Genomic DNA, 25,739 nt, shown 5'->3' on the forward strand with positions numbered 1-25,739 from the left:
GGGGGCCGGCCACGGTGCGCATGGCCGGCGGCCGTTGCCAGCGGCCGGGCTGCGACGGGAGTTACGAGGACGCCGGCGGCGGTGAGCGCTGCTGCGGGGTCTGCGGACGGCCTCCGGTGGTCTCGGCCGACGGCCTGCTGTCGTCGCCGGCCACGGGCATCACCGGACGGGCGGGGTCGGGCGCGCCGGGCTCCGGAGCCGCGGGGTCCGGCCGCCGCGCGGGCGCCGCCGCCGAGGCGACCCGGGGCATGCCGTCACCGGCGGCCCCGGTGTCGGTGCACGGCACGGGCGGCGGCGCGGCCTTCGGGTCGTCCGGCTCCTCCGGGTCGGCGCGCGGGCGGCTGGGGGCGGGACTGGTGACGGTGCCGCAGGTGCCGCGGCCCGATCCGCACACCGCCGTACTGGAGCATCCGGAGGTCCCCGAGCGGAAGCGGTTCTGCAGCCGCGGCGACTGCGGGGCACCGGTGGGTCGCAGACGCGGCGGGCAGCCCGGCCCCACGGAGGGGTTCTGCACCAAGTGCGGCCATCCGTACAGCTTTGTGCCCAAGCTGCGGCCCGGTGACATGGTGCACGGCCAGTACGAGGTGGTGGGCTGTCTGGCGCACGGCGGGCTCGGCTGGATCTATCTGGCCGTCGACCACGCCGTCGCCGACCGGTGGGTGGTGCTCAAGGGCCTGCTGGACACCGGCGACGAGGAGGCGCTGGCGGTCGCGGTGTCCGAGCGGCGGTTCCTGGCCGAGATCGAGCACGCCAATATCGTGCGGATCTACAACTTCGTGGAGCATCTCGACCCCACGACGGGCAGCCTGGACGGCTATATCGTCATGGAGTACGTCGGCGGCAAGTCCCTCAAGGACCTGGCCAACGACCGGCGCACACCCCAGGGTCGGCGCGATCCGCTGCCCGTCGAGCAGGCGTGTGCGTACGGCATCGAGGCGCTGGAGGCCCTCGGCGAGCTGCACCGCCGCCATCTGCTGTACTGCGATTTCAAGGTCGACAACGCCATACAGCAGCACGACCAGCTCAAGCTGATCGACATGGGCGCGGTGCGCCGGATGGACGACCACGAAAGCCCGATCTACGGCACGATCGGCTATCAGGCGCCCGAAATAGCCGAACTGGGCCCGTCGGTGGCCTCCGACCTCTACACCGTCGCCCGCACCCTGGCCGTGCTCACCTTCGACTTCCAGGGCTACACCAACGTCTTCGCCGACTCGCTGCCCGACCCCGAGCACATCGAGGTCTTCCGCACGTACGAGTCCTTCTACCGGCTGCTGGTGCGGGCCACGGACCCGGACCGCTCGCGCCGCTTCGCCTCCGCGGAGGAGATGGCCGAGCAGCTGACGGGCGTGCTGCGGGAGGTGGTGGCGCTCCAGTCGGGCGAGCCGCGGCCCGCGCCGTCGCAGCTGTTCGGACCGGAACTGCGCGTGGTGGACACGCAGCTGGTGCCCGCGGACGGCGGCGGCTCGCTGCTCGGGGCCCGCGGCGGGGACCCCAAGGGCGCGACGGCGTCCCCCGGGGCGATCACGCTGCGCCCCCTGGACCCGGCCGCCGCCGCGCTCGCGCTGCCGGTGCCGCGAGTGGATCCGGCCGACCCCAACGCCGGTTTCCTGGCCGGGCTGACGACCGTCGCCCCGGCGGAGCTGCTGCCCGCGCTGCGCGCGGCGCCCCTCGACTCCCTGGAGCTGCGGCTGCGCGAACTGCGCGCCCATCTGGAGGCCGGCGACGCCCCCGGGGCGCAGGCCCTGCTGCGCGAGATCGAGACCGAGCCCGGCACCGGGTGGGGCGGCGACTGGCGCGTGGTGTGGAACCACGGCCTGGTGGCACTGGCCCGCGGGGAGCACGAGAGCGCCGCGCTGTCCTTCGACGCGGTCTACGACGCCTTCCCCGGCGAACTCGCCCCGAAGCTGGCGCTGGCCGTCGCCGCCGAGCTGCTCGGCCAGCCGGACACCGCCGCGGAGTACTACCGCCTGGTGTGGGCGATGGACCACGGCTGGGTCGGCGCCGCGTTCGGGCTGGCCCGGGTCTGCCTGGCGGCGGGCGACCGGCCGGGCGCGGTCGCGGCGCTGGAAGCCGTACCGGAGGCGTCCGTTCACCACACCCCCGCGCGCATCGCGGCGGTGCGCGCCCGGCTGCGGCAGCGCACACCGCACGACCCGCTGCTCGGTGATCTTGCGGCCGCCGCCCGAGAGGTGACACGGCTGGCGGAATGCGGACTGGACGCCGGACGTCGCGAACAACTGGCCACCGAGGTACTGGGCGGCGCCCTGGACTGGGTACTCTCCGGTAGCCACGGTGCCCGGACGGACGGCGGACGGGCCTCGCCCGAACTCCCTTCGCTCCTCGGCAGCCCGCTGGACGAACGCGGGCTGCGGTTCGGGCTGGAGAGGTCGTACCGCCTGCTGGCGCGGCTGGCGCAGCGTGGCGAGGAAAGGATCGAGCTGGTGGAGCGGGCCAACCGTTTCCGCCCCAGGACGTGGGTGTGACATGGGTGTGACTGGGCCGTCCCGCTGCCGGAGCTGCGCGGAGCCGCTCGACGCGGGGGACAATTTCTGCGGACGGTGCGGTGCGGATCTCGTGGTGCCCGCCGCGCCGGGCTACGGGGCGGTGCCGCCGCCCCCGTCGTACGCACCCACGGTCGGGGCACCCGCCGCGGCGCCGGCCGATCCGCCGCCGCCCGACCCCACGACGCGAATTCCGGACGCGAACCTGGCGGCGGAGGGCGGGCGGGCCGCGGACGGCCCGGCCGCGGGCGACCCCGCGCAGCGGCCCGTCGACCCCCGGGTCGCCGGATACGAAGTGGTGGCCGACGCCGCGGCGGGCGCCGCGCGGACCGTCCCCGCGACCGCCGAGGACGCCCCGGAGGAGGTGCCCGCCACCATCACCGACGAGCCTTCCGCCGACCGTGCCGCCGACGCCGCGGAGGAGGACCGGGAGGCCGAACGGGCCACCGACACCCTGCACCTGTGCGCCGTCTGCCACGCCGGCGCGCTGACCCCCGACGGCTTCTGCGACCACTGCGGCCGCGCCCAGCCCCGCGAACGCGACCACATGGAGCATGCGTTGGCGGGTATCGCGGCCGTCAGCGACCGCGGCCACCGCCACCACCGCAACGAGGACTTCTTCGCCCTGCGCGCCGCCGCACTGCCCGACGGCTCGCCCGCCGTCGTGGCGGTGGTCTGCGACGGCGTCTCGTCGGCCACCCGCCCGGACGAGGCATCCCGGGCGGCGTCCGAGGCCGCCGGCGAGGCGCTGCTGGTGTCGCTGCCGCGCGGTACGCACCCCCAGCAGGCGATGCACGAGGCCATCCTGTCCGCGTCGGGGGCGGTCGACGCGCTGGCCGCCGACCCGTCCCTGGCCCATGACGAACACCGTCAGCAAAACGCCCCGGCCTGCACGTTCGTGGGCGCGACGGTCGGCGGCGGCCTGCTGACCATCGGCTGGGTCGGCGACAGCCGCGCGTACTGGATCCCCAACGACCGTACGGCGCCCCCGGCCCGGCTCACCGAGGACGATTCCTGGGCCGCGCAGATGGTCGCCAACAACCTGATGTCGGAGGCGGAGGCGAACGCCGACGAACGGGCACACGCCATCACCGGCTGGCTCGGCGCGGACGCCTACGAGGTCGAACCGCACACCGTGACCTTCAAGCCGGACGGTCCGGGCGTGGTCGTCGTCTGCACGGACGGCCTGTGGAACTACGCCGAATCCGCCGCCCAGATGGCCGCCGTACTGCCCGTCGACTCGCCCGTCCGCCCGCTGGAGGCCGCCCGGACGCTGATCACCCACGCCCTCGACGGCGGCGGTCACGACAATGTGACGGTGGCGGTGGTGCCGTTCCCGGCGCCCTCGGGAAGTTAGGCGAAGCCAGGCGAAGCCAGGCATACAGACCGCATGAAACCGGCATAAGTCAACCGGCGGGCAGGCGATGTCCGTTGCCCGCCGGAATGCCGCCCCTGCGAAACTTCTTGCGAAGGTGGTGGGCGGCGCCGAGAGGGCGACCGGTACTGTGCGACTGCGGGCGATAGTGGCCGGCGCGGACGGGAAGACCCTTGGGAAGCGCCCGGTGACCACCGCCCGCCGTACGCAGCGCCGTACGGAAACCCGACGAGACAACCGCAATCAGTACCAAGCAGTACCGCCCGAAGAAAAGGTACGGAGGGGGAAGAACCGACATGCCTACCTGCCCGAACGGACACCAGTCGGTGGCCGAAGACTGGTGTGAGGTGTGCGGCCACCGGATGGCAGGCGCTGTCCCCCCGCCGCCCTCCCTGCCTGCGGGGTTCCTGAACACCCCGCCGCCGGGCCAGCCCACCGGCCAGCCCGGCCCGCCGCCGCCTCAGCAGCAGGGCCCGCCGCCGCCCGCCGACCCGCAGGGTCCGCCGCCGGGCCAGCCCGGCCCGCCGCCCGGGATGCCCGGTCCCGGAGGCCCCGGCGCACAGGGCGGTTACGGCTTCCCGCCCCCGGCACCCGGCCCCGGCCCCGCCCCGGGCCCGGGCGGTCAGGGCGGCTACGGCTTCCCGCCGCCCGCGCCGCAGCAGCCGCAGGCCCCGGCCCCGTTCGAGCAGCAGCAGCCGCCCGCGCCGTCCGAGACGTGCCCGCAGTGCGGTACGCCCCGTACGGCGAACGCACCGTTCTGCGACACCTGCCGCTACAGCTTTCTGACCAACTCCACGACGTCCTCGACGCCCCCCGGGGGCTTCGCCCCGCCGCCGCCCGGCCAGCCCGGCCCCGGCGCACAGGGCGGTTACGGCTTCCCGCCCCCGGCACCCGGCCCCGCCCCGGGCCCGGGCGGTCAGGGCGGCTACGGCTTCCCGCCGCCCGCGCCGCAGCAGCCGCAGGCCCCGGCCCCGTTCGAGCAGCAGCCGCAGCAGGGTCCGCCGCCCGGCATGCCCGGCCCCGGCGGTTTCCCCGGCCAGCCCGGCCCACCGCCCGGAATGCCCGGTCCCGGAATGCCCGGCCCCGGCCCGGTCGGCCAGCCCGGCCCGCCGCCGCAGCAGGGCGACGACTGGACGCTGAACCCGCCGAACGCGCAGCAGGCCGCGGCCCCGCCGATGGCCCCGCCCGCGCCCGGCCCCGGCCCGCAGGCCCCGTTCGAGCAGCAGCAGCCGCCCGCGCCGTTCCCGCCGCAGCAGCCGGGACCGTACGAGCCCCAGCAGCAGCCCGGCCCGTACGACCCGCAGCAGCCGCCGCAGCAGGGCCCGCCGCCCGAGCAGCAGTGGAACGGCGGCCCCGGCCCGGGTCCCGCGGCGCCTCCGCAGGGTCCGCAGCCGGTCGTCGGCGACGGCTGGGTGGTGGCCGTCGCGCCGGACCGCGAGTACTTCATGGCGATGATGGGCCGCAGCGGCCCGGAGGCGGCCGGGCTCAACCTGCCCGCGTACTCCCCCGAGCAGGTGCTGTCGCTCGCCAACGGCCAGATCGCGATCGGCCGCCGCCGCAACAGCACCGGCGAGGCCCCTGACATCGATCTGGGCAGCCCGCCGGAGGACCCGGGTGTCTCGCACCAGCACGCGCTGGTGGTGCAGCAGCAGGACGGCAGCTGGGCGGTGGTGGACCAGAACTCCACCAACGGCACCACGATCAACCTCGCCGAGGACCCGATCCAGCCGTACGTGCCGGTGCCGCTGCACGACGGCGACCGGGTGCATGTGGGCGCCTGGACGACGTTGACCATAAGGCGTGGCTAATCACGCCGCGGCGTGGTTGACCGGGGCCGGGGCCGTAGCGGGTTGCTGCGGTGCGGCCGGGGCGTGACGGATGTCCGGTCACGCCGCGGCGTGACTGACCGGGGCCGGGGCCGTAGCAGGTTGCTGCGGTGCGGCCGGGGGCGTGACCGTTGTCCGGTCACGCCCCTCGCGGCATCTGCCACCATGGACGGGTGAACAAGATTCCACACGGCACGCTTCAGGAGCAGACCTTCTACGAACAGGTCGGCGGCGAGCAGACCTTCCGTCGTCTGGTGCACCGCTTCTACCAGGGCGTCGCAGAGGACCCGCTGCTGCGGCCGATGTACCCGGAGGAGGACCTGGGCCCGGCCGAGGAGCGCCTCGCGCTGTTCCTGATGCAGTACTGGGGCGGCCCGCGCACCTACAGCGACGGCCGCGGCCACCCGCGGCTGCGGATGCGGCACGCCCCGTTCACCGTCGACCGGGCCGCGCACGACGCCTGGCTGACGCATATGCGCGACGCCGTCGACTCCCTCGACCTCGCCGAGGAACACGAGACCCAGCTGTGGAACTACCTCACCTACGCCGCGGCCTCGATGATCAACACCCCGGACTGACGGGGCGGATCGGGCGGGCAGCGCATCGGGGACCTTGCACCGGCGCGACTCACACCGGCGTGACCGAGATCCCCGACAGCCCCGTCATCCCCTGCGGACCACCGGCCCGAACGGCGATCGACCCATAGGGGGTGCTCAGCCGCAGCCAACCGCCCGCGGCGAGCAGGCTCAGCCGCTGCGGCTGCGCGGCATGATCGCCGCCGGACGCCGTACCACCGGCGAAGGCCGCCGAGCGGGCGGGCCGCAGAAAGCCCAGCGACTGGGCGGCGTGCGCGGCGCGCAGCGGAAGGTGGGTGTCACCCAGGGTCCGCGACCAGATCTCGCGGCCGATGCGGTCGCGGGCGGCGCGGGTGCGGTGCTGCGGCGGCAGCTGCGCATCGCGGGCACGGAATTCGGCGACCGCCCCGGCCACCGCACGCAGTACGGCCTCCGGCTCGGGCAGGCCCGGCACTTGCCGCCAGCCGCCGCGCGGCGGCAGCAGCCCGGCCCACGGCGGACCGGTGACGGACGCGGGCACGCTCAGCACACCCTCCGCCGACGCCTCGACGCCTTCGAGGAGTTCACCGGCCGAGACGGTGACGTCCAGGACGACGTCCTCGTCGGCGAGCCGTGCCGTACGGATCGCCAGCACCTCGAACGACGGCGGGCGGCCGAAGACGGCGAGCACGCCGCCGGCGGCCTGGAGGCGTGCCGCGGCTGCCCGGTCGTAATGGATCAGCCGGGCCAGGAAGGCGGCGAGATCCGCCGCCTCCCCGGCATCGGCCAGACGCAGCGCCGTCATACGGCGACGGCTCCCTCCTGGTGCGAGGCGTCGTCCAGGAACTCCTTGAGGATCGCCTTCTCCTCCGCGGTGATGCGGCGGGGGCGCTCCCGCTCGAAGTCGAACGGAACGACCACGGTCGAGGCACGCAGATACGTCGTGTCCTCGTCCTTGACCTCGTAGGCGATCGTCATCGACGCGGCACTGATCTTCGTCACCCACAGCTCGATGGACACCGGGGAGTGCCGGTGCACCAGCTGCCGCAGATAGTCGATCTCGTGCCGGGCGACCACCGATCCGCCCGTGAACGACGGGCTGCCGTCCCCCGGCGCCAGATGGCGCATGAAGTCGATCCGCGCCTCTTCGAGGTAGCGGACGAACACCGCGTTGTTGACATGGCCGAAGGCGTCCATGTCCGACCAGCGCAGGGGGCAGGAGTAGAGATGTCGCACGACGGTCAGCCCCGGGTGAGCTTCTTGTACGTGGCACGGTGCGGGCGGGCCGCGTCCGCGCCGAGGCGCTCGATCTTGTTCTTCTCGTAGGACTCGAAGTTGCCCTCGAACCAGAACCACTTGGACTCGCCCTCGTACGCCAGGATGTGCGTGGCGACGCGGTCGAGGAACCAGCGGTCGTGGGAGACGACCACGGCGCAGCCGGGGAAGTCCAGCAGCGCGTTCTCCAGCGAGGACAGGGTCTCGACGTCGAGGTCGTTGGTCGGCTCGTCCAGGAGGAGGAGGTTGCCGCCCTGCTTGAGGGTGAGCGCCAGGTTGAGGCGGTTGCGCTCACCACCGGAGAGCACACCGGCCGGCTTCTGCTGGTCGGGGCCCTTGAAGCCGAACGCGGAGACATACGCCCGCGAGGGCATCTCGACCTGGCCGACGTTGATGTAGTCCAGCTCGTCGGAGACCACGGCCCACAGGGTCTTCTTGGGGTCGATGTTCTCGCGGCTCTGGTCGACGTAGGAGATCTTGACGGTCTCGCCGACCTTGATGTCGCCGGAGTCCGGGGTCTCCAGGCCCTGGAGCATCTTGAACAGCGTCGTCTTGCCGGCGCCGTTCGGGCCGATCACGCCGACGATGCCGTTACGGGGCAGGGTGAAGCTCAGGTCGTCGATCAGGACCTTCTCGCCGAAGGCCTTGTTGAGCTTCTCGACCTCGACGACGACATTGCCCAGGCGCGGGCCCGGCGGGATCTGGATCTCCTCGAAGTCCAGCTTCCGCATCTTGTCGGCCTCGGCGGCCATCTCCTCGTAACGCGCCAGACGGGCCTTGGACTTGGCCTGCCGCCCCTTGGCGTTGGAGCGCACCCACTCCAGCTCTTCCTTGAGGCGCTTGGCGCGCTTGGCGTCCTTCTGCCCCTCGACCTTCAGACGGGTCGCCTTGGTGTCGAGGTAGGTGGAGTAGTTGCCCGGGTAGGGGTGCGCGCGGCCGCGGTCGAGCTCGAGGATCCACTCGGCGACGTTGTCGAGGAAGTACCGGTCGTGGGTGACGGCGACGACGGTGCCGGGGTACTTCGCCAGGTGCTGCTCCAGCCACTGCACGGACTCGGCGTCCAGGTGGTTGGTGGGCTCGTCCAGGAGCAGCAGGTCGGGGGCCTCCAGCAGCAGCTTGCACAGCGCGACGCGGCGGCGCTCACCACCGGAGAGGGTGGTGACCGGCCAGTCGCCGGGCGGGCAGCCCAGCGCGTCCATGGCCTGCTCGAGCTGGGTGTCCAGGTCCCACGCGTTGGCGTGGTCGAGGTCCTCCTGGAGCTTGCCCATCTCCTCCATCAGCGCGTCGGAGTAGTCGGTCGCCATCAGCTCGGCGACCTCGTTGAAGCGGTGGAGCTTGCCCATGATCTCGGCGGCGCCGTCCTGCACGTTCTGCAGCACCGTCTTGGACTCGTCCAGCGGGGGCTCCTGGAGGAGCATGCCGACCGTGTAGCCCGGGGAGAGGAAGGCGTCACCGTTCGACGGCTGCTCGAGACCGGCCATGATCTTCAGCACCGTGGACTTACCGGCGCCGTTGGGACCCACGACACCGATCTTCGCGCCCGGCAGGAAGCTCAGCGTCACGTCATCGAGGATGACCTTGTCGCCGTGCGCCTTGCGCGTCTTGCGCATCGTGTAGATGTACTCAGCCAAGAGAAACCGTCCGGCAGGTTTGGATCTTCGGGATCGATCAGGTCTGTTTGCAGGTCCGCCGACTGGGCCATGATGCGGCGTGGCCGCGCGAGGGCAGATACATCCATCTTGCCGTACGGCCGTGCCCGGAAGGAAACGCGTATGCCCGCGGCCCCGGAGCGCGGACTGCGCTCCGGGGCCGCGGGGTGACCGTCCGGCTACTGCCGGTGTCAAAGGGCCTTCGCTTTGCCAGTGGGGCTGCTAGTGGGCCTTCTTCTTACGGAGGAAGAACACCGCGCCGCCGCCGACCAAGACCAGGACGACCGCGATACCGGCGATCACCGGGGTGGCGCTGCTGGAACCGGTCTCGGCCAGGTCGGTGCCGTGACCGCCGGTGGTGCCGCCCGTGGCGGGGCTGGGCTTCGGGGCGGGGGTGCTGCCGCCGTTGCCGGCGGTCTTGCAGTCCAGAACGCCGGAGAAGGTCTTCTTGAAGCCGCCCTCCCCCTTGACCGTGATCTCGTAGGGCTGGTCCTCGGCCACCGGTACGGTCACCGTCCGCGACTTCCCGGGCGCGATCTCGTAGTTCTTGCCGGCGAGCTGGAAGCGGAAGGCCTGATCGCCCTTGTTGCTGGCCGTGACGTCGACGCCGCCCTTGGCGCAGTTCTTGTCGGCGGTGACCGCCGGGATGGCGCCCTGCTTCTTCCAGGAGACGGTGGCGGCCGCGGAGACCGTTGACTCGCTGGAGCCCGCCAGGATCTGCGTCTGACTCTTGGCGTGCTCGCCGATGCCGGTGAAGGCGCGGCCGACCGGGACCTTGGTGGCGGCCTGGGCGGTCAGCGAGGTGCTGCCGTCGGCGGCGCCCTTGGGTACGTCGAAGAACAGCTGGGTGCCGTCGGTGGCGCTGGTGACGGGCTTGCCGTCCTTGCCGACGACCTTGACGCCGGAGGGCAGTCCGGCGGCCGGGGCGACGGCGACGCTGTCGGCGTTGGTGTGCACGGTGACCGGGCCGAGCCTGCCGCCGGACTTGCCGGAGACGGCCGGCGGGTCCAGCGTCAGCGACGCCTTGGGCTCGGCGAGGTTCTGGGCGCTCTTCTCCAGGTAGTCGGCGAGCTTCTCGGCCGCCGGGTCGACCGCGTCCACCTTGACGTGGTCGGAGAAGCGCCAGATCGCGACCTGGGTGCCGGCCGCGGCGGTGTTCTCGGTGAGGTTGCCTGCGTGGGCCTTGCTCGCGAGCGCGGCGAGGTCATTGACCTGCGGGTACGAATTCTGGAGGATCCAGCGGATCTTGCCCGCGTCCGCGTTGTTGTGCAGCGACGAGGCGCTCCAGGGCACCTCCTGGTACTTCGCCTGCTGCTGGGTGGGGTTGTGGATGTCGATGCAGTACGTCTGCAACGCCCCGCCGTTGTCGACCGACATCTCGAAGAGTCCCGCACCGACGCGCTGGTCCTGCCCGTCGGAGTGCACGATCGCCTGGTCGAAGGTCTTCAGACCGCCGAGCGTCGCAGTGGCGCCGCCCTGCGCGGGGGGCGTGTCGTCCGCCGCAGCGGTCCCCGCGGTGGCTATCGCACCCGCCGCGATCAGGCCGGAGGCCACGACCGCAGCGGCAAGACGGGCTGCGCCCCGCCTTTTCATCGCAAGCATGAATTTCCCCTCTGGGCGAGGCTGTCGGTGGGGAGGGTGCCTCGCCGGAAAGTTCCCGAAGGATTCCTCGCACCCCGCAGGACTCAACAACAGCCGAAGTGGTCAGCCCCCGTGAGTACCCGTCGGATCTTATGGAGCGGGCGCATCACGGTCCCCAGGAATGTCACCCCATAAGCGATCCGAATCGCAATCGTTATCGACTCCAGGCATCTCGTGCTGATGGTATCGACAAATTGCCTGGACACATCGGGGCAATAAGGGCAAGAAGGCGTCACTTTCTCCTCACACCTCGTCCTTGCGCCTTGTCCTCACTCCTCCTCGTGACGCCTCCCGTGACGCTTCCTCAGCCGGACTGCTCCTGAACCGGATCGGGCACGTCGGAGGCCGGCCCGGCACCCGGCAACGCCCCGTCCGACGTCTCTGAGGGCGGCGGCCCCGACTGCGGTGGCAGCGGTTCCGTACGCGGCCGGGTGACGCGGCGGAAGGCGGCGGTACCGCGGGCGAGGTCATGGCCGATCGCGACGGCGTCGACCTCCGCCGAGAACCACCGCTGCCCGCCCCGCTCGGGCGGCTGCTCCCCTTCGCGTACGCGCAATCGGCCCTGCACCACCAGCGGTTCGCCCACCGCCACGGACGCCGCGACATTGTCCGCGAGACCGCGCCAGGAGCGCACCGTGTAGAAACTCGTCTCGCCGTCCGCCCAGCATTCCCGCGTCCGGTCGTAGCGCCGCACCCGCGTCGCCAGCCGGAACCGCGCCACCGGCACCCCCGCCGCCGTCAGCCGGTGCTCCACCGCCGTCGCGGCATTGCCCACCAGCGTCACCATCGTGTCGTTCATCCGGTCCTCCCCCGTCGGCATCCGCGGCCGTCCCGCGTGCGTGGATCCCATGCTGCACGGATTCCGCACACGCCGCGGCGGGCTGTGGACAACGACCCTGCTGTGGACAACTCGGCCACCCGGGAGGGCGATCAGCGGCCCGGAAGAAGCACCTACCGTCCGAGGGTTCCGCCCAACACCCCCGGCGCCGCTACACCCCCGACGCCACCGCGTACTGCTCGCGCACCTCGCGATAGCGCAACAGCTCGGCCGCGACCGGCTCCAGCACCCGGGCCCGGCCGCAGCCCGCCGCCGCATGGCGCAGCCGGCGCTCGGCCTCCTGCCCGTACCGCCGCGCCGGACCCCGTGCGGCGACCCGGCACAGCCACGCCAGCGAGGGGCCGCCCACCGACCCGATGACCGCGGGCAGCAACGCGGCGACCCACGCCGCCGGTTCGACGACGCCGACGGCGATGCCCACCAGCGACAGCACCCCGACGACCTGGAGGACGAGCAGCAGCCCCTGCAACGAGGCGGCCACCTTCCACCACCGCGGCCGCCCGGCCGGACCGCCGCTCAGGGCCTCCTCCGCCTCGGCCGACACCTTGTCCAGCGCCTCCGGCAGCCCCGTCGCGCCCCGGCTCGCCGCCTCGCGCACGGCCTGCGCCCAGGGCGTCGGCAGCCCCCGCGCGGCCTCCGCCGCCACCGCCCGTACTGCCTGCTCCACCACCGGCCGCGCCGCCGCCCGGCCGTCGCCCGGCGTGGGCCGCGCCCCGGCGGTGCCCGAGGGCCGCTGCCGGCTCTGCCGGACCACCGACCGCTGCGCGGCCGTGTGCGCCCGCCCGCTCTCCGGCACCCGCCGCCGCCTGCGCAGCCGGGACCACGGCGAGCCGCAGGCCCGCTCCGCATGCCGCAGCCAGTCGCGTTCCACCGCGCGCCCGTTGGCGACCGCGCCCACCGCGTCCGCCAGCCGGTCCTCGAACTCCGCACGGGCCCGTTCCGTCAGCACCACCCGGCTCTGCGCGACATACTCCGACCGCAGCCGCTCGGCCGTCGCATCCACATCCGCTGCCAGCCGCCGGTCCGCCGCGCCTCGTTCGGCGACGAACTGGCCCAGCGCATCGCGCAGTTCGCTCACCCCCTCGCCGGTGGCGGCGGACAGTGCCAGCACCGCGGCACCGGGTTCGCCGTGCTCGCCGAGCGCCAGCCCGTCCTCGTCCAGCAGCCGGCGCAGATCGTCCACCACCTGGTCGGCGGCGTCCCCGGGGAGCCGGTCCACCTGGTTGAGGACGACGAACATCACCTCGGCATAACCCGCCAGCGGCCGCAGATAGCGTTCGTGCAGGACGGCGTCCGCGTACTTCTCCGGGTCCACCACCCAGATCACCGCGTCCACCAGGGTCAGCATCCGGTCCACCTGGGCCCGGTTGGCGGTGTCCGCGGAGTCGTGGTCGGGCAGGTCGAGCAGGATCAGCCCGGTCAGTCCGGGGGTGTGGTCCGGTGCCAGATGCCGTCGCCGGGGCGGCACGCCCAGGCGGTCCAGCAGCCCGTCGGCGCCTGGTCCGCCCGGCCAGACGCATCCCTCCGGCTCCGAGGTGGTCGGCCGCCGCGCCCCGACCTGGGAACGCTCCGCCCCCACCAGCGCGTTGAACAACGACGACTTCCCGCTGCCGGTGGCCCCGGCGAGAGCGACCACGGTGTACTCCCCGGAGAGCCGGCAGCGCTCTCCCGCCGTGTCCAGCAGCCGCCCCGCCTCGGCCAGTGTGTCCCCGTCGAGCCGGGTCCGGGAGAGCGCGATCAGCTCCCGCAGGGCGTCCAGCCGGGCCCGCAACTCGGCCGTCCGCACGCCCCGGGCCCGGTCCCGCTCGTAGGCCCGCCCCTGCACGCCGCCCGCCCCGGTGTCCGCCACGACATCCAGGGCGCGGACGAGTTCGCGGTCCGCGCGGGCGGCCGTGCGCCCGGTGGTGCGCACGGGTTCCACTGTCGGCGGCGGTTCGTCGTCGGGCGCGGCGGAGGAGCCGTCCCGCGGGCCCGGCGGGCGCACCGCAGGCCGGACGCCGCCCCGGACCCGGCGCGCGATCAGCCCGTCGTCCCAGGCCCCGGCGCGCCCCGCGGCGCACCCTTCGGCGCCCTCCGGCGTCCCCGCATCCCCCGAGCTCTCCGCCTCCTCCGGGCTCCCCGCCTCCCGGCAACTCGGCGGCTCCTCCGCCATGTCCCAGTCCGCCGCGGCCCTGTCCACCTCGTCCATCTCCGCCCCGTCCGCACCGGACGCCGCCTCGGAACCCCTCACCCCGACACCACCCTCTCCGCCTCCCGCATCGGCTCCATCTCCCGTTGCCTCTCCCGTTGCGTCTCCCTCTGGAGCACCGACAGCGCGGCGATCAGCTCGGCCTGCTGCTCGGGCGGTACGGCCAGCCGGTCCAGAGGGGCCAGCCGCCGCTCGCGTTCGCCGTCCAGGGCGCGCGCCAGATACGTCGCCAGCAGCCGGCTGCCCCGGTCGCACAGCCGCAGTGCGGCCTGGGCGCCCAGCAGTTCGGCGAGGTTCTCCCCGGCCGTACGGGCTCGCCGGCCGCCCAGCAGCGCCGCGGCCAGCAGGGCCGCCGACTCCTCCGGCGACGCCGATGCCGCCCGCTCGCCCCCGGGGCCACCGCGCGCCTCGCCCCGTTCCTCCTCGGCCAGTTCCTCCAGACAGCGCCGCCAGCGCCGCACCGTCACACCGATCCGGTCCGCCGCTCCCTCGGCGGCCGCGGCCGCCGGCTCCGCGAGGTCCGCCGCCGCCGGATCGCGCCGCCAGGTCTCCGCGGCCCGCTCGTCCGCCTCCTCGACGGCGCAGGTCAGCAGCGAGGTCAAGCCCTGCGTCAGTGCGTCCAGCAGCTCCTCCGGCCGTCCGCCGGACCCGTGTCCGTGCCAGTGCGCCCGGGCGTCCCCGGCCAGCACCTCACCGGACGCGACCTCCTGCCGTACCCGCTCCGCGGCCCCCTCGTACGCCTCCTCGACCCGGCCGGCCAGCCGCAGCGCCGCGGCGTGCTGGGCGGCGGCCGCACCGGCCAGCGCGGGCAGCCGGCTGCGCAGCGAGGCGATCACCCCGGAGGCCGTGCGGTCGGCCGCCGCGCGGCGGGCGACCGGGTCCTGGGCGTGCCGCTCGAGCCAGTCGCGCAGCGCGGCGACCGCCGTGGCCGGCAGCAACCCGCTGCCGCCGCCCGCCGATTCGGGCAGCTCGGGAATCGTGAACCGGGGCACATGCCCGAGCCCCGCATGGTGCAGCATCTCGGCATACCGGGCGGAGATGTCGGTGACGATCTGATGCGGCACCCGGTCGAGCACGGTCACCAGCGTGACGTCGTACTCCTTGGCCGTACGCAGCAGATGCCAGGGCACCGCGTCCGCGTAGCGGGCCGCCGTGGTCACCAGCACCCAGACATCGGCCGCGCAGATCAGCTCGGCGGCCAGCTCCCGGTTACCGGCCACCAGCGAGTCGATGTCCGGGGCGTCCAGCAGCGCCAGCCCACTGGGCAGCGCCGGATCCGTCTCGATCCGCACGGTGGGCATCGCCTGCTCGCTCCCGTACGGGCCGCCGGCCTCCTCCTCGTAGTCGTACTCCGCCTCCCCCGGGGCCCGGCGGTCGGCTCCGGCGCCCTCGCCGTGGCCGCCGCCGTCGTCCTGCTCGGGCACCCACACCCGGGTCAGCTGCGGCAGCACCCGCTGCCCGGCGAACCAGCGCTCGTCGTCGGGATGGCAGACCAGCACCGGGGTACGCGTCGTCGGCCGCAGCACCCCCGCCTCCGACACCCGCCGCCCCACCAGCGAATTGACCAGGGTGGACTTGCCCGCCCCGGTGGAGCCGCCGATCACGGCGAGCAGCGGGGCCTGCGGAGACCGCAGTCGGGGAATCACATAGTCGTCGAGCTGGGCGAGCAGCTCGGACCGGTTGCGCCGGGCCCGGGCCGCGCCCCGTAGCGGCAGCGGGAAGCATGCGGCGTCGACGCGATCGCGCAGTACGGACAGCGCTTCGAGGAGCCGGGGTCGTACATCCAAGGTCGCCACATGTGCAGAATGCCCAATTTCGTTGGGTTTTTGAAGCGTATGACCCCGTGTGCGCGCCGCAGAATCACCATAGAACGGGACAAGTGACCCATGAGACGATCGGGACAACTGAGATACAGGCATAACGAGTGCACAACACCCGCCCCGCGAGACACCAAAAACCGTGCAGGATTCGTACCTGCCTGCGATTATCGGGATCGCTTCACCGAACCTCCACAACGTGCCACGGAGGTGAAGCAACCGGTACGAGGTAGCCGGACCCCTATCCTTGTCCGCGGTCCGTGATCCACGTCCACCACCTGGCCCCCGTAGCTCAGTGGATAGAGCAGGCGCCTTCTAAGCGCTTGGCCGCAGGTTCGAGTCCTGCCGGGGGCGCTCTCGCAGGCCCTCCCACGGGAGGGCCTTTTTGCGTCCTTCGGGTTTACCGAATTCAGGTGTGCGGAGTTCGGGATTCGCGGACTACTCGACGAGCGCACCGCAACGGCAACTCGCCCACCGGCCTTGCCCCTCCGTACCGGACCCGCACGCCGACGGCACCGGCCGACCCCCTTCACCCCGCCCGAACTCGGCCGAGGAATACGGCAAGTCGGGGGGGCGCTGCGCACCCACCGGATCCACCGGGCGAACGACGACGCCCCAAACCCCCCGAATCCACCGGACACGGGACGGCCAGCAGTGTGGAAGCCCCCAGATGACTACTGCTAGTGTGCGCCCAGTCACAGCAGGCAATCAGGCCTCTATGTACAGGCAATGAAGGACCGAGGGTTCCATGAGCAAGTTTCGACAGGTCGTGATCGTCGCCGCAGCGGCCGGCAGTCTGTCCGCCATCGGTGCCGGCGCCGGCACCGCCTACGCCGACGGCAATTCCGGCCACCACGGGAAGGGCCTCTTCCGCCCGTACCAGGAGTGCAGCCCGCAGACGTTCGCCGACACCAACCTCCCGTTCGGCGTGCTCAACGTCCCCAACACATTCGGCACCAACTGTGCCCAGTTCAACCACGCCTTCAGCAAGTAGGACCGGCGCGACGGCCGCGCGATGCGCGCCGCGGGCCCTTCGGGAGCCACCCCCCGAAGGGCCCGTTCGCATGTCGCGCGACCACGGGACGGGGTTCGTTCAATCTGGGACAAATACCTCGCCATTAGTCATACGTCACTAAATCCGGCGCGTCGCTCCGCGGTTGCGGTTATTTCGTATTAGCTTGCCGTAACTGTACGCAGTCGCTCAATGACTGATCGCAACCGCTCAAACTACCGGAGATGACCATGCACAAGCTTCGCAAGGCTGCCGTCGTGGCCGCCGTCCTCGGCAGCGTCGGCTTCCTCGGCGCCGGCACCGCCCACGCGGGCGGCCAGGGCAACCAGTTCGACATCAAGCAGGGCTCGCACTGCCGCTCGCACGACCTGAACGTCGACGTCCTCGGCGAGGTCGGCGTCCTCAACGGCCTGCTGGGCAACGCCCTGAACGGCGAGGGCAACTCGGGCGGCCAGGCCACGCCGATCGGTTCGAGCATGGGCTGCAACAACAGCGCCCTCGACGGCGGCGGCAAGTAACGGGAAAGGGGTCCCGGTGCCTCGGCCGTGAGCCGGGCACCGGGACCCCTTCTCGGCTTTCTCCAGAGCCCGGGCGCACACCGTTCCACGGTGCATCGCGTCCGGGCATCGATCACAAAGGAACAAAACACACACATGTTCAGTCGGAAGAAGCTCGCAGCCGTCTCGGCTCTCCTCGGCGGCCTCGCCGTGACCTGCACCGGCGCCACCCAGGCGTATGCCGGAGGGTCCGCAGGCACCTGCTCCCGCGACATTCAGGGCAACATGTCCTGCATGCAGAGAGGCGACGAGGGCAGATACGTCGTCCACCAGACGCAGAACTGCCAGGGGACGAAACCGCTGGAGTGGCCCGCGCCCGGCCTACTGAACAAGGGGAGCACCCAGGTCGGCCCCGCCGTCTCCTGCTCCAACTCGGCACCGTCAGCCCCGCCCCAGGTCTTCGAGGCGCCCCAAATCCTCGGGTGACGCGCTCCGGACGCTGCGATTCGAGCCTTCGGCGGGGCCGAGTCCCGGACCGCGCCCGCCGACGTGCCACGACGGGCGCCGCGCGGACCGCACCACCCGCCGCCCCCCAGTTCCACTGGAGGGCCGAGGCTCACTGAACACCCCACGAACGGTGAATGGCCGGACCGGGTAGCTCCCGGTCCGGCCATTCACCGTCTGCGTCCATGCACCGTTTACCTGCCGCACGAGCGCGGCAGGGGGCCTCAGAGGCGCGCAAGCGCCCCGGCGGCAGGAATGCCTGATGCCTCATCAGCCAAAGCCCGCACGGCGGTGCCCAGCGTCTCGACGGGGTTGCAGTACGGCAGCCCCGTCAGGCGCTGCCCCGTACAGAACCTGGTGATCAGGTCGCAGAACTCCGCCATCCGCTCCACCGGAGCCAGATGGTCGGCCTCCTTGATGGTCGTGAAGGACGCGGCGGGCAGCGCGGCAGCCACCTCGCGGCCCATGGCCGGAGTGCAGAGCGTGTCGTATTCGCCGGTGACCACCATCGACGGCACGGCGGCCACCGGCACGGGCCGGTACCACTCATGCCCCATCAGCCGCGTGTTGTGCTCCACCGACATCCTGATCTCGTCGTCCGACTGCCCCATGAACTGCGCATACAGCAGCCGGGAGACGACCTCGTGCCTGCGGACCGGGCCGGTGCCCGGTGGCGACATGAACCGCTGGACCAGCTCGGTGGCGATCCGCGCCCGGTCGCCGCGCTCCAGCATGCGCTTCCAGCGCGGTACGGCCTCGGCGTAGTCATCGGGAATGACGTTGGTCATGCCGACCAGGCCGAGGCGCGCCAGAAAGCCGGGGTACTGCTGGGCGAAGCGCAGGGCGACGGCCCCACCGAAGCAGGATCCGATGAGGTTGACCTCGGGCATGTCCAGTTCCGTCAGCATGTGCTGAACGGCCGCGGCGAGGAAGTCCAGTCCGTAGGAGGCGGGCAGGAAATCCGCCTCCCCGTATCCCGGGAGGTCCACCGTGACCATCGTGCTCCAGGAGGTCAGCCACTTCTCGTGCCGCCGCCATGCATGACGGTTCTGCGCGGAACCACCCAGCATCACCAACGGCACGGTCTGCGAGGAGTCCTGATGGAGGATCCGGCAGTGATACGTGAAGCCTTCGAAGGCGAGCACCCGCTCCTCCACCCGGACTTCTTCCGGCGGCCTCGGAACGGACGCCGCCGCGGGTGAGTCCTGCGCGACGCCGATGTCAGAGCGCATAGTGCCCCCGGAATGAAGGGAAGGATGGCGGAATGTCCATGATTGCACCATTACTCCGCATTCTGCCTACGGGGCCTTCGGCAGGCGTGTCGGTGGCTGGATACGGGGCTGGATACCGGACTCCGAGGGGCCCGCGGCTCGTCGGCCGACCGGATGACCGAGGCGCGGGCAACAGGCATCGACTCCCCTGACCCACCTGCCGGTTCGGCACCCTCCCCGGCCGTCCGCCGGGCCCGTTCGAGGACCCGAAGAAGGCAACGAAAAGGCCCCGGCTCCAGGCCAGTGGCTCGGAGCCGGGGCGCCTTCCCGCTGTCTCGCCGCGTGATGCGCGAGCTACGCGACGGCCGGCGCTCAGCCCGCCCTGTTGTTGCAGCCCATGTCCGCACCGAGGTGCGTGGGCTGCGCACCCGGGCTGCCCTCGCCGTTCAGCGCGTTGCCCAGCGTGCCGTTGAGGGCCCCGACGCTGCCGAGGATGTCCACGTTCATGTCGTGCGTCCGGCACTCGACACCCTGATCGAGGGTGCCGCCGTCATGGGCACCCTCCTCACCGTGAGCAAAGGCGGTACCGGCGCCGATGGCGGCGACGCTGCCGAGGAGGGCGCCCACGAAGGCGGCCTTCTGAAGCTTGCGCATGTCTTCTCCGTTGAATCGAGCGATGCGATCTGCGGCAGATCGACTTCTTGTAGTGACGAGCAGTGAGCAATGACCGACGGAATGCCCCGCACCGCCCCGGTTTCGGGCGACGCCCCGAACCGGTGGCGATCAGTCCGAACGGGATGTTGGCCTGGACCGCGGACCGCGCTCCCCGTACGGACCGCAGGGGAGGCGCCGACCCCGCGGGAAGACTTGCGGGAACCGGGCCTTATGACGGGCCCACAGACGCGGCTCGCGCCGACTCCGTCGGGCGTTGAGTGGCGACCGAGCGGCCCCGCCGGCGCAGTCGCTGCGCTCCAAAGGCGGGGCCACACCTGGCCGTTCGGGACGTGATCAGGAAACGTGCGGCAGGTCGACCTGTCCCACCGGAGACGCCATGAGACGCCCGACCCCCAGCTGGGAGAACGGCGGGACGGCCGGGGCGACCGTCGGGTCGACCAGCGGGTTCACCGCGGGGTTGAACTGCGGGTTGACCTGCGGCCCGACCTGCGGAACGGTCTGCGGCTGGACGACCTGCGGCACGACCACCTGCGGGGCGACCTCCGGCTTGACCGTCGGGGCCGCCTGCGGCGCCACCTGCGGGGTGACCGGCGGGGCCGACTGCTGCGGGGCAGCGCTCTGTTGCGGGGCGGCGGCCTCCTGCTGCGGAGAGGACTGCGAGCTGGAAGCGTGCGCGGCGCCCTCCGAAGCGGCCCATGCGGTCACCCGCTGGCCATCCCCGTGCGAGCCATCCCCCTGCGGCGCCGCCGCCTGAGGAGCGGGCTGCTGCGGGGCGGGGGCCGGAGCCGGAGCCGGCGGAGCCGCCTGCGGGGCGGGCTGCTGCGGCGCCGGGGCGGGGGCGGGGGCCGGAGCGGGCGCCGGAGCCGGGGCCGGGGCGACCGCCTGCTGCGGGGCGGGGGCCGGCGCAGGGGCCGGAGCGGGAGCGGGGGCCGGCGCGGGGGCTGGGGCAGGAGCCGGAGCCGCTTGGGGGGCGACCGGCTGCGGAGCGGCGTAGGAAGCAGGGGCGGGGGCCGGAGCCGGGGCCGGAGCGGGAGCGGGGGCCGGCGCGGGGGCCGGAGCCGGGGCCGGGGCCGGAGCGGGAGCCGGAGCCGCCTGGGGAGCGGCCTGCTGCGGAGCGGCGTAGGGAGCGGGAGCGGCCGCCTGCGGAGCGGGAGCCGGAGCGGCGGCGGCCCCGTTGTATCCGGGAGAATCGGCATGACTTACGCCGGCACCGATAGCGGACAGACCCCCCGCCGCCGCGACGACGAGCATGGCCTGGTGAAGCTTGCGCATGGAACCCTCGGCCCTTCATTACCTGTGCATGGAAATCTGATTACTTATTGCTGTCTTGTGCGCGCTATCAGTGGTAATCCTGGGGTTTCACACCCTGCGCACCCCCGTGCCGAGCCACGGTCTGAACCTCCCGCACGAACGCGACAACACCCGCCGCACTGCTCTCCAACACCCCTCGAAGCCGACGGCGGCTCCCATCGCCTCTCCTCTGATTCGCGTCGGACAACATTGCCGGCGGGGTCACCACACACCACCCCCCGACTACCGAGGAGGAGCAATTTCCGGCGGCGGCCCACGGGCCCATTCGCTGTTCTCTCCCAGCGGGCAACGAGATTTCCCCCGACCCGGTCACGGGAGTCGGAGCGCCGTCACCCATTTGCCGACGTCCGGATTATCGGGCTACCGACCACCGCGCGCGGATCGAACTCCCCATCGCCACAAGCCCTTTCCTCGTGACGCCGAGGCGCGACCGAGGGCCGAGCGCGCAATTCTCCATATGATCCGATCCATTCCGCATGACATGGGTTCGCCGACCGCGGCCGACGAACGCGCCATGGCGTGGCGGCCGGTTTGGAACTCGTCCGGAACAACAACCCGAACCTGATTCATCGTCAGGTATGGCGAGGCGGTGAGAAATCCAGCAGTTGGGGCTGCCCGATGCACGGCCGACTGTTCGTCCTCGTGCGATCAGGTGACGGCCTGGCGTGGGCATCGGAGGCTGCCACGCACGGGTGCAAGGGTGGCCGTGCAAGCAGCATTGCCCATCGACACAAAGTGAAGCAGGAGCCGCTATGCGCCGTGCACTCGCCGCCCTTGTGGGAGCCTTCGCTCTCGCCGGGACGCTCTCCCTCCCCGCCCATGCCGACCCTCCGGGCGTCAGTCCGAACGGCCCGGCACTCATCGGCGTCCCCCTGAAGCTCTCCTCCGACGTCGGTCCGCTGCACATCGGCCAGTGGCCGCCGATCGATCTTCCGCACTGACGCGTCATCGCGGTCGGCTCACCGGCCGCGGTAGCTGTGCCAGCTACGCGAACTGAGCCGCCGACAAAGCGATCTGCCGCCGCCCTTCCGCACGTTCCGCCGACCGCAGAAGCCACACACGCCGCGCCAATGCCTTCGCGGCAGTTTAGTTACGGCGCCAGAACGGTCTGCCATGGACAGGCTGGATGGCCTGCCGCGGGAGGGCGGCCCCGCATCCGCTCCGGAATGCACCGGAATACCGTCACAGTTCACGGCGCTTGCACACCCTTTCCTGGAACCGATCAGCATCAAGGGAAAGCAGTTCTCCCTATATTCTGAATATGTGTCTCTGCTCAGCCAATTGGCCGCATGTGCCAGGCTGAAAGAGTGATCGAAATGCCGGATTCGTGGCTTGCTCGCCCCGGACTCGTTGAGTCCTGTGCGGTCCGCGGTCGTGACCGCACTGCCACGAAGGAGAAACGTGATCACTAAGGTCATCGCCGCTTCGGCTGCCGCCGGCGGCCTGCTGCTCGCGAGCGCGGGCACGACCGTCGCCGACAGCGGCGCCAAGGGGGCCGCCATCGGCTCTCCGGGCGTCGTGTCCGGCAATGTGCTCCAGGTACCCGTCCACATCCCGATCAATGTCTGCGGCAACACGGTCGGGCTGGTCGGAGCGCTCAACGCAGCCTTCCACAACACCTGCGTCAATGTCAGCGGCCACCACCACGGTCACGGTGGGAGCGGCGCCCAAGCCAGAGGTGTGGCCGCGCACTCCCCCGGCGTCCTGTCCGGGAACCTTGTACAGCTTCCGGTGGACATCCCGGTGAACGCGTGCGGCAACTCGGGGGATGTGCTCGGCATTCTCAACCCCGCCTTCGGTAACCGCTGCGCCAACGTCGAAGGGCATGGCCACCGGCACCACCACAAGCAGAGCGGCCATCACACGCCGCCGCAGCACCACAAGCCGTCCGAGCACCACAAGCCGTCGGAGCACCACCGTCAGCATGTGACTCGGGGCCACCACCAGATGGCGCCTCCGATCACCACGCCCGCTGTCGGACACCACCGCCACGGAGTTCCCGCGCTCCCGCAGCTGGCAAAGACCGGTGCGGAAGAAAGGATTGCCCTGGGGATTCCGGTCAGTGCCGCGCTGGTCATCAGCGGCGTCCTGCTGTACCGCCGGGGCCGTCGGGCCGCCGCCCGCGACTAGAGCGGAGCCAGCGACAGCCGACCGTGGCTGTCGCCCCGTCATATCTGAGTGTGGGGCCCGGATTCCGCCGGGCCCCACACTCATGCATCCGCTCGGTCCATCTCGGGCCAGCAGCCCCGACCGTGACGGTTCGACGGCGGCACCGTGGATCCGCCCAACCCCAACTGCCCCTCTGCCGACGCCACCTGGCAAATACCGATGGTGGATCGCCGAGGTGTCTACGGTGTGCCGCGGGCCTCCCTGAAGCGACTCGGCCCCAGCCGCACCCGACTGCTCCCGCACAGGCGAGCCCACCAACACCCCAAATGATTTACGACAGTCGGCAAATGGGTGACCCCGCCGCGGCTCCCGTGACCGGACCAGGGGAAATCTCGTTGCGCGCTGGGAGAGAGCAGTGAATTTGGGCCCGCCGGGTGCTACCGGGGAATTACTCCTCCCTGGCGCCGAGGGCGGCGCACGGCAACCGCTCGCGGCAATGTCGCCCAACACGCAACAGAGGAGAGGCGATGGGATGTCACCGTCGGCTTCGCGGCGCGTGGGAGGACAGCGCGGGGGATGCCGTCGCGGGTCTGCGGGAGGTTCCACCGGGCCCGGCACGGGGGTGCGCAGGGTGTGAAGCCCCAGGATTACCACCGGTAGAGCGCACAAGACTGCAATAAGTAATCAGATTTCCATGCACAGGTAATGAAGGGCCGAGGGTTCCATGCGCAAGCTTCACCAGATCGCGCTCGCCGTCGCAGCGGCCGGCGGTCTGACTGCCATCGGCGTCGGCGCGAGCTCTGCCGACGCTCCCGTCGCGTACAACAGCGCCGCCCCGCCGCCCGTTCCGCAGCAGGACACCCCCCAGACCGCCGCCTGGAGCGCTTCGCATGCGACGGCGCACTCCAGCGGCTCGCAGGGCGGTCCGCAGCAACAGGCCGCCCCGCAGCCCGTCGCGCCGCCGCAGGCCGCTCCGCAGGTCAATCCGCAAGTCAGCCCGCAGTTCAACCCGTCGCTCTCGCCGCATGTCGGCCCTGCGCCGGCCCCACAGGGAGGGCACGGAGGACCGGGCGGCCTTCTGGGGGAGCAGAGCAACCTCTTCCGCCCGTACCAGGAGTGCAGCCCGCAGACGCTGCTCGACGCCAACGTCCCGGTCGGCGTGCTCAACACCCCCGAGACGCACGGCTTCAGTTGCACCCAGGCCAACACCCAGGCCAACGCCTTCGCCTCAGCCAAGGGGTAAGGCCGCAGGGACAGTCACGCACCTTGCTCGCCGCGGGTCCTTCGGGGGTGATCCCCGAGGGACCCGTTCGCGTGCCGGGATGCTCGCCGACAGAGGTCCGTCCGTGAGGATCAATGGAATTCGGCGCGTCGCTTGGCTGCTTCAGCATATTTCGTATTACCCTCCAGTCACTGTACGAAGTCGATCTGTTACGGATCGCATCGGCTCAATCACGGAGATGACATGCGCAAGCTTCGTAAGGCTGCCGTCGTGGCAGTCGCCATCGGCAGCATCGGCTTCCTCGGCGCCGGTAGCGCCCACGCCGACGGCGGCGGAATGGGCGGCGGCATGGGCGGCGGCAAGTTCAATATCACCCAGGGCAGCAAGTGCAGATCGCACGACCTGAACGTGGACGTCCTCGGAGAGGTCGGAATCCTCAACGGCGTGCTGGGTAACGCACTCAACGGCGAAGGTGACGCCGGTTCGCAGTCCACGCGCATGGGCTCGAGCATGGGCTGCAACAACAGCGCTCTCGACGCGTAAGTAGCCGAAATGGGCCCCGGCACCCGAGCCACAGGCTCGGGGCCGGGGCCCATTGCCTTGCCCGGAACTTTCGCAAAGCGCACGGCGGCACGCACTCCACAGGGCGGGCGCGTACCGCCCTCCGGCCTTCGCTGTAGATGATTTGACGCCACGTCAGACGACGACGTCGACGGAAGCGCACAGCGATCGGCAAGTGGGCGCATGGACGCTATCGGCAGAACCGATGACGGCCGGGCGGCGGCGAGTTGACGCGGCGCCTCCGGACATTCGGACCATATTCTTTTCGCGGCGAATAGGGATCCCTATTCCGAAATCCCGTTTGATGGATTCGATTTCCCGCCCTGGGCATGTGCTGCCTTTGAGGCATGGATCTCGATTGCGCCCGATGCAGCTCTTCTGCCGTCCTGCGTAAGGGAGTTGAGGCGAAGCGCTTGCGCACGGCGCGACCTTGCTGACGCCTCGACTCACTCAAAATAAGATTTTCGGCGGACGCGTAATTCGGTGCATCGCCGAGTCGTTGAGGAAATTCGGCGCGTCGCCAAGAGCTCCAGGTTATTTCCTATTACCCTCCCGTAACTGTACGAAGTCGGTCTCAAACGGATCGCATCGGCACAATCTACCGGAGATGAAATGCGTAAGCTTCGCAAGGCTGCTGTAGTGGCCGCCCTCCTCGGCAGCGTCGGCTTCCTCGGTGCCAGCTCCGCCCACGCCGACGGAATGGGCGGCGGGATGGGCGGCGGCAAGTCGGGCGGCGCCTCGTTCGACATCCGCCAGACCACCCAGTGCAAGTCGCGCGACACGAACGTCGACATCCTCGGCGAGGTCGGTATCGCCAACGGTCTGGGCGGCAACCTGCTCAACGGCGAGGGGAATTCCGGGTCTCAGTCCACCAACATCGGCTCGAGCATGGGCTGCAACAACAGCGCCTTCAGCAAGTAAGCCGCAACCGCGCCCCGGTGCCCGAGCCGCAGGCCGGGCACCGGGGCCT

At 71.5% G+C, this 25,739-nt stretch carries 23 protein-coding genes and 1 tRNA gene; 14 read left to right on the top strand and 10 right to left on the bottom strand.

Annotated features, from left to right (window positions below; translation table 11 throughout):
- The first annotated feature begins 20 nt into the window (after positions 1–20).
- The 5 genes from B1H19_RS15305 (at position 21) to B1H19_RS15320 (ending at position 6,283) form a co-directional block, all read left to right on the top strand.
- Positions 21–2,486 (top strand): serine/threonine-protein kinase, encoded by a 2,466-nt coding sequence (locus tag B1H19_RS15305; protein ID WP_083109659.1) that lies wholly within the window; start codon positions 21–23, stop codon positions 2,484–2,486.
- A 1-nt stretch (position 2,487) separates the two neighbouring features.
- The gene (locus tag B1H19_RS15310) at positions 2,488–3,861 is read left to right on the top strand and encodes a protein phosphatase 2C domain-containing protein (RefSeq protein WP_083105272.1); all 1,374 of its coding nucleotides are present in this window, start codon (positions 2,488–2,490) and stop codon (positions 3,859–3,861) included.
- Positions 3,862–3,928: 67 nt separating this feature from the next.
- A complete protein-coding gene (locus tag B1H19_RS40800) occupies positions 3,929–4,225 on the top strand; it encodes a hypothetical protein (RefSeq protein ID WP_159028060.1) in 297 nt (98 codons plus the stop codon).
- Positions 4,176–5,687, top strand: a complete 1,512-nt coding sequence (locus B1H19_RS15315) for an FHA domain-containing protein (protein ID WP_083105273.1) — start codon at positions 4,176–4,178, stop codon at positions 5,685–5,687. The genes B1H19_RS40800 and B1H19_RS15315 overlap by 50 nt, the downstream gene beginning before the upstream one ends.
- A gap of 191 nt (positions 5,688–5,878) precedes the next feature.
- Positions 5,879–6,283 carry a globin gene (locus tag B1H19_RS15320; RefSeq protein WP_083105274.1) on the top strand — a complete coding sequence of 135 codons (405 nt, stop codon included), beginning with the start codon at positions 5,879–5,881 and terminating at the stop codon, positions 6,281–6,283.
- A gap of 49 nt (positions 6,284–6,332) precedes the next feature.
- Here B1H19_RS15320 and B1H19_RS15325 read toward each other — a convergent pair whose 3' ends face one another.
- From B1H19_RS15325 to B1H19_RS15355, 7 genes are all read right to left on the bottom strand, one after another.
- Positions 6,333–7,064 (bottom strand): DUF8010 domain-containing protein, encoded by a 732-nt coding sequence (locus B1H19_RS15325; protein ID WP_083105275.1) that lies wholly within the window; start codon positions 7,062–7,064, stop codon positions 6,333–6,335.
- Positions 7,061–7,495 carry an acyl-CoA thioesterase gene (locus B1H19_RS15330; RefSeq protein ID WP_083105276.1) on the bottom strand — a complete coding sequence of 145 codons (435 nt, stop codon included), beginning with the start codon at positions 7,493–7,495 and terminating at the stop codon, positions 7,061–7,063. Before B1H19_RS15330 ends, B1H19_RS15325 begins: the two co-directional genes overlap by 4 nt.
- A 5-nt stretch (positions 7,496–7,500) precedes the next feature.
- On the bottom strand, positions 7,501–9,165 hold the full coding sequence (gene ettA / locus B1H19_RS15335; protein WP_083105277.1) for an energy-dependent translational throttle protein EttA: 1,665 nt from the start codon (positions 9,163–9,165) through the stop codon (positions 7,501–7,503).
- 240 nt (positions 9,166–9,405) lie between these two features.
- Positions 9,406–10,785, bottom strand: coding sequence for a Cys-Gln thioester bond-forming surface protein (locus B1H19_RS15340; RefSeq protein ID WP_162500698.1), 1,380 nt, complete (start codon positions 10,783–10,785; stop codon positions 9,406–9,408).
- A gap of 343 nt (positions 10,786–11,128) precedes the next feature.
- Positions 11,129–11,623, bottom strand: coding sequence for a single-stranded DNA-binding protein (locus tag B1H19_RS15345; RefSeq protein WP_083105279.1), 495 nt, complete (start codon positions 11,621–11,623; stop codon positions 11,129–11,131).
- A gap of 190 nt (positions 11,624–11,813) precedes the next feature.
- Entirely contained in the window at positions 11,814–13,892 is a 2,079-nt protein-coding gene (locus tag B1H19_RS15350; protein ID WP_335755934.1) for a GTPase, read from the bottom strand.
- On the bottom strand, positions 13,889–15,646 hold the full coding sequence (locus tag B1H19_RS15355; protein ID WP_237289312.1) for a dynamin family protein: 1,758 nt from the start codon (positions 15,644–15,646) through the stop codon (positions 13,889–13,891). The genes B1H19_RS15350 and B1H19_RS15355 overlap by 4 nt, the downstream gene beginning before the upstream one ends.
- A 302-nt stretch (positions 15,647–15,948) precedes the next feature.
- Between B1H19_RS15355 and B1H19_RS15360 the strand changes: the two genes are divergently transcribed.
- From B1H19_RS15360 to B1H19_RS15375, 4 genes are all read left to right on the top strand, one after another.
- Positions 15,949–16,021, top strand: a tRNA-Arg gene (locus B1H19_RS15360).
- 394 nt (positions 16,022–16,415) lie between these two features.
- Positions 16,416–16,661, top strand: coding sequence for a hypothetical protein (locus tag B1H19_RS15365; RefSeq protein WP_083105280.1), 246 nt, complete (start codon positions 16,416–16,418; stop codon positions 16,659–16,661).
- Between the two features lie 248 nt (positions 16,662–16,909).
- Positions 16,910–17,197, top strand: coding sequence for a hypothetical protein (locus tag B1H19_RS15370; RefSeq protein WP_083109662.1), 288 nt, complete (start codon positions 16,910–16,912; stop codon positions 17,195–17,197).
- Positions 17,198–17,332: 135 nt separating this feature from the next.
- Positions 17,333–17,662, top strand: coding sequence for a hypothetical protein (locus B1H19_RS15375; RefSeq protein WP_083105281.1), 330 nt, complete (start codon positions 17,333–17,335; stop codon positions 17,660–17,662).
- A gap of 242 nt (positions 17,663–17,904) precedes the next feature.
- Here the strand turns inward: B1H19_RS15375 and B1H19_RS15380 are convergent, their stop codons facing one another.
- The 3 genes from B1H19_RS15380 to B1H19_RS39800 all read right to left on the bottom strand — a co-directional run bounded on the left by B1H19_RS15380 (position 17,905) and on the right by B1H19_RS39800 (position 20,271).
- Positions 17,905–18,837: an alpha/beta fold hydrolase gene (locus tag B1H19_RS15380; protein ID WP_237289314.1), complete on the bottom strand. Its 933-nt coding sequence runs from the start codon at positions 18,835–18,837 to the stop codon at positions 17,905–17,907.
- 426 nt (positions 18,838–19,263) lie between these two features.
- Positions 19,264–19,545 (bottom strand): hypothetical protein, encoded by a 282-nt coding sequence (locus B1H19_RS15385; protein WP_083105283.1) that lies wholly within the window; start codon positions 19,543–19,545, stop codon positions 19,264–19,266.
- A 354-nt stretch (positions 19,546–19,899) separates the two neighbouring features.
- Complete coding sequence (locus B1H19_RS39800) at positions 19,900–20,271, bottom strand: hypothetical protein (RefSeq protein ID WP_083105284.1); 372 nt, start codon at positions 20,269–20,271, stop codon at positions 19,900–19,902.
- Between the two features lie 1,358 nt (positions 20,272–21,629).
- On the opposite strand from B1H19_RS39800, the gene B1H19_RS15400 reads away from it, so the two are divergent.
- From B1H19_RS15400 to B1H19_RS15420, 5 genes are all read left to right on the top strand, one after another.
- Positions 21,630–21,818, top strand: coding sequence for a hypothetical protein (locus B1H19_RS15400; RefSeq protein WP_083105285.1), 189 nt, complete (start codon positions 21,630–21,632; stop codon positions 21,816–21,818).
- A gap of 460 nt (positions 21,819–22,278) precedes the next feature.
- Positions 22,279–23,007 (top strand): chaplin family protein, encoded by a 729-nt coding sequence (locus B1H19_RS40500; protein WP_237289316.1) that lies wholly within the window; start codon positions 22,279–22,281, stop codon positions 23,005–23,007.
- A 703-nt stretch (positions 23,008–23,710) separates the two neighbouring features.
- Entirely contained in the window at positions 23,711–24,229 is a 519-nt protein-coding gene (locus tag B1H19_RS15410) for a hypothetical protein (RefSeq protein WP_083105286.1), read from the top strand.
- 222 nt (positions 24,230–24,451) lie between these two features.
- The gene (locus tag B1H19_RS15415) at positions 24,452–24,751 is read left to right on the top strand and encodes a hypothetical protein (protein ID WP_083105287.1); all 300 of its coding nucleotides are present in this window, start codon (positions 24,452–24,454) and stop codon (positions 24,749–24,751) included.
- 630 nt (positions 24,752–25,381) lie between these two features.
- The gene (locus B1H19_RS15420; protein WP_083105288.1) at positions 25,382–25,690 is read left to right on the top strand and encodes a hypothetical protein; all 309 of its coding nucleotides are present in this window, start codon (positions 25,382–25,384) and stop codon (positions 25,688–25,690) included.
- The last annotated feature ends 49 nt before the right edge of the window (positions 25,691–25,739 follow it).

The sequence above is a fragment of the Streptomyces gilvosporeus genome, from assembly GCF_002082195.1.
Taxonomy (GTDB): domain Bacteria; phylum Actinomycetota; class Actinomycetes; order Streptomycetales; family Streptomycetaceae; genus Streptomyces; species Streptomyces gilvosporeus.

Coding starts and splice junctions, on each gene's coding strand:
- B1H19_RS15305 (WP_083109659.1), top strand. CDS start 21: ATGGCCGGCGGCCGTTGCCAGCGGCCGGGCTGCGACGGGAGTTACGAG.
- B1H19_RS15310 (WP_083105272.1), top strand. CDS start 2,488: ATGGGTGTGACTGGGCCGTCCCGCTGCCGGAGCTGCGCGGAGCCGCTC.
- B1H19_RS40800 (WP_159028060.1), top strand. CDS start 3,929: ATGTCCGTTGCCCGCCGGAATGCCGCCCCTGCGAAACTTCTTGCGAAG.
- B1H19_RS15315 (WP_083105273.1), top strand. CDS start 4,176: ATGCCTACCTGCCCGAACGGACACCAGTCGGTGGCCGAAGACTGGTGT.
- B1H19_RS15325 (WP_083105275.1), bottom strand. CDS start 7,064: ATGACGGCGCTGCGTCTGGCCGATGCCGGGGAGGCGGCGGATCTCGCC.
- B1H19_RS15340 (WP_162500698.1), bottom strand. CDS start 10,785: ATGCTTGCGATGAAAAGGCGGGGCGCAGCCCGTCTTGCCGCTGCGGTC.
- B1H19_RS15345 (WP_083105279.1), bottom strand. CDS start 11,623: ATGAACGACACGATGGTGACGCTGGTGGGCAATGCCGCGACGGCGGTG.
- B1H19_RS15365 (WP_083105280.1), top strand. CDS start 16,416: ATGAGCAAGTTTCGACAGGTCGTGATCGTCGCCGCAGCGGCCGGCAGT.
- B1H19_RS15370 (WP_083109662.1), top strand. CDS start 16,910: ATGCACAAGCTTCGCAAGGCTGCCGTCGTGGCCGCCGTCCTCGGCAGC.
- B1H19_RS15375 (WP_083105281.1), top strand. CDS start 17,333: ATGTTCAGTCGGAAGAAGCTCGCAGCCGTCTCGGCTCTCCTCGGCGGC.
- B1H19_RS15385 (WP_083105283.1), bottom strand. CDS start 19,545: ATGCGCAAGCTTCAGAAGGCCGCCTTCGTGGGCGCCCTCCTCGGCAGC.
- B1H19_RS15400 (WP_083105285.1), top strand. CDS start 21,630: ATGCGCCGTGCACTCGCCGCCCTTGTGGGAGCCTTCGCTCTCGCCGGG.
- B1H19_RS15410 (WP_083105286.1), top strand. CDS start 23,711: ATGCGCAAGCTTCACCAGATCGCGCTCGCCGTCGCAGCGGCCGGCGGT.
- B1H19_RS15415 (WP_083105287.1), top strand. CDS start 24,452: ATGCGCAAGCTTCGTAAGGCTGCCGTCGTGGCAGTCGCCATCGGCAGC.
- B1H19_RS15420 (WP_083105288.1), top strand. CDS start 25,382: ATGCGTAAGCTTCGCAAGGCTGCTGTAGTGGCCGCCCTCCTCGGCAGC.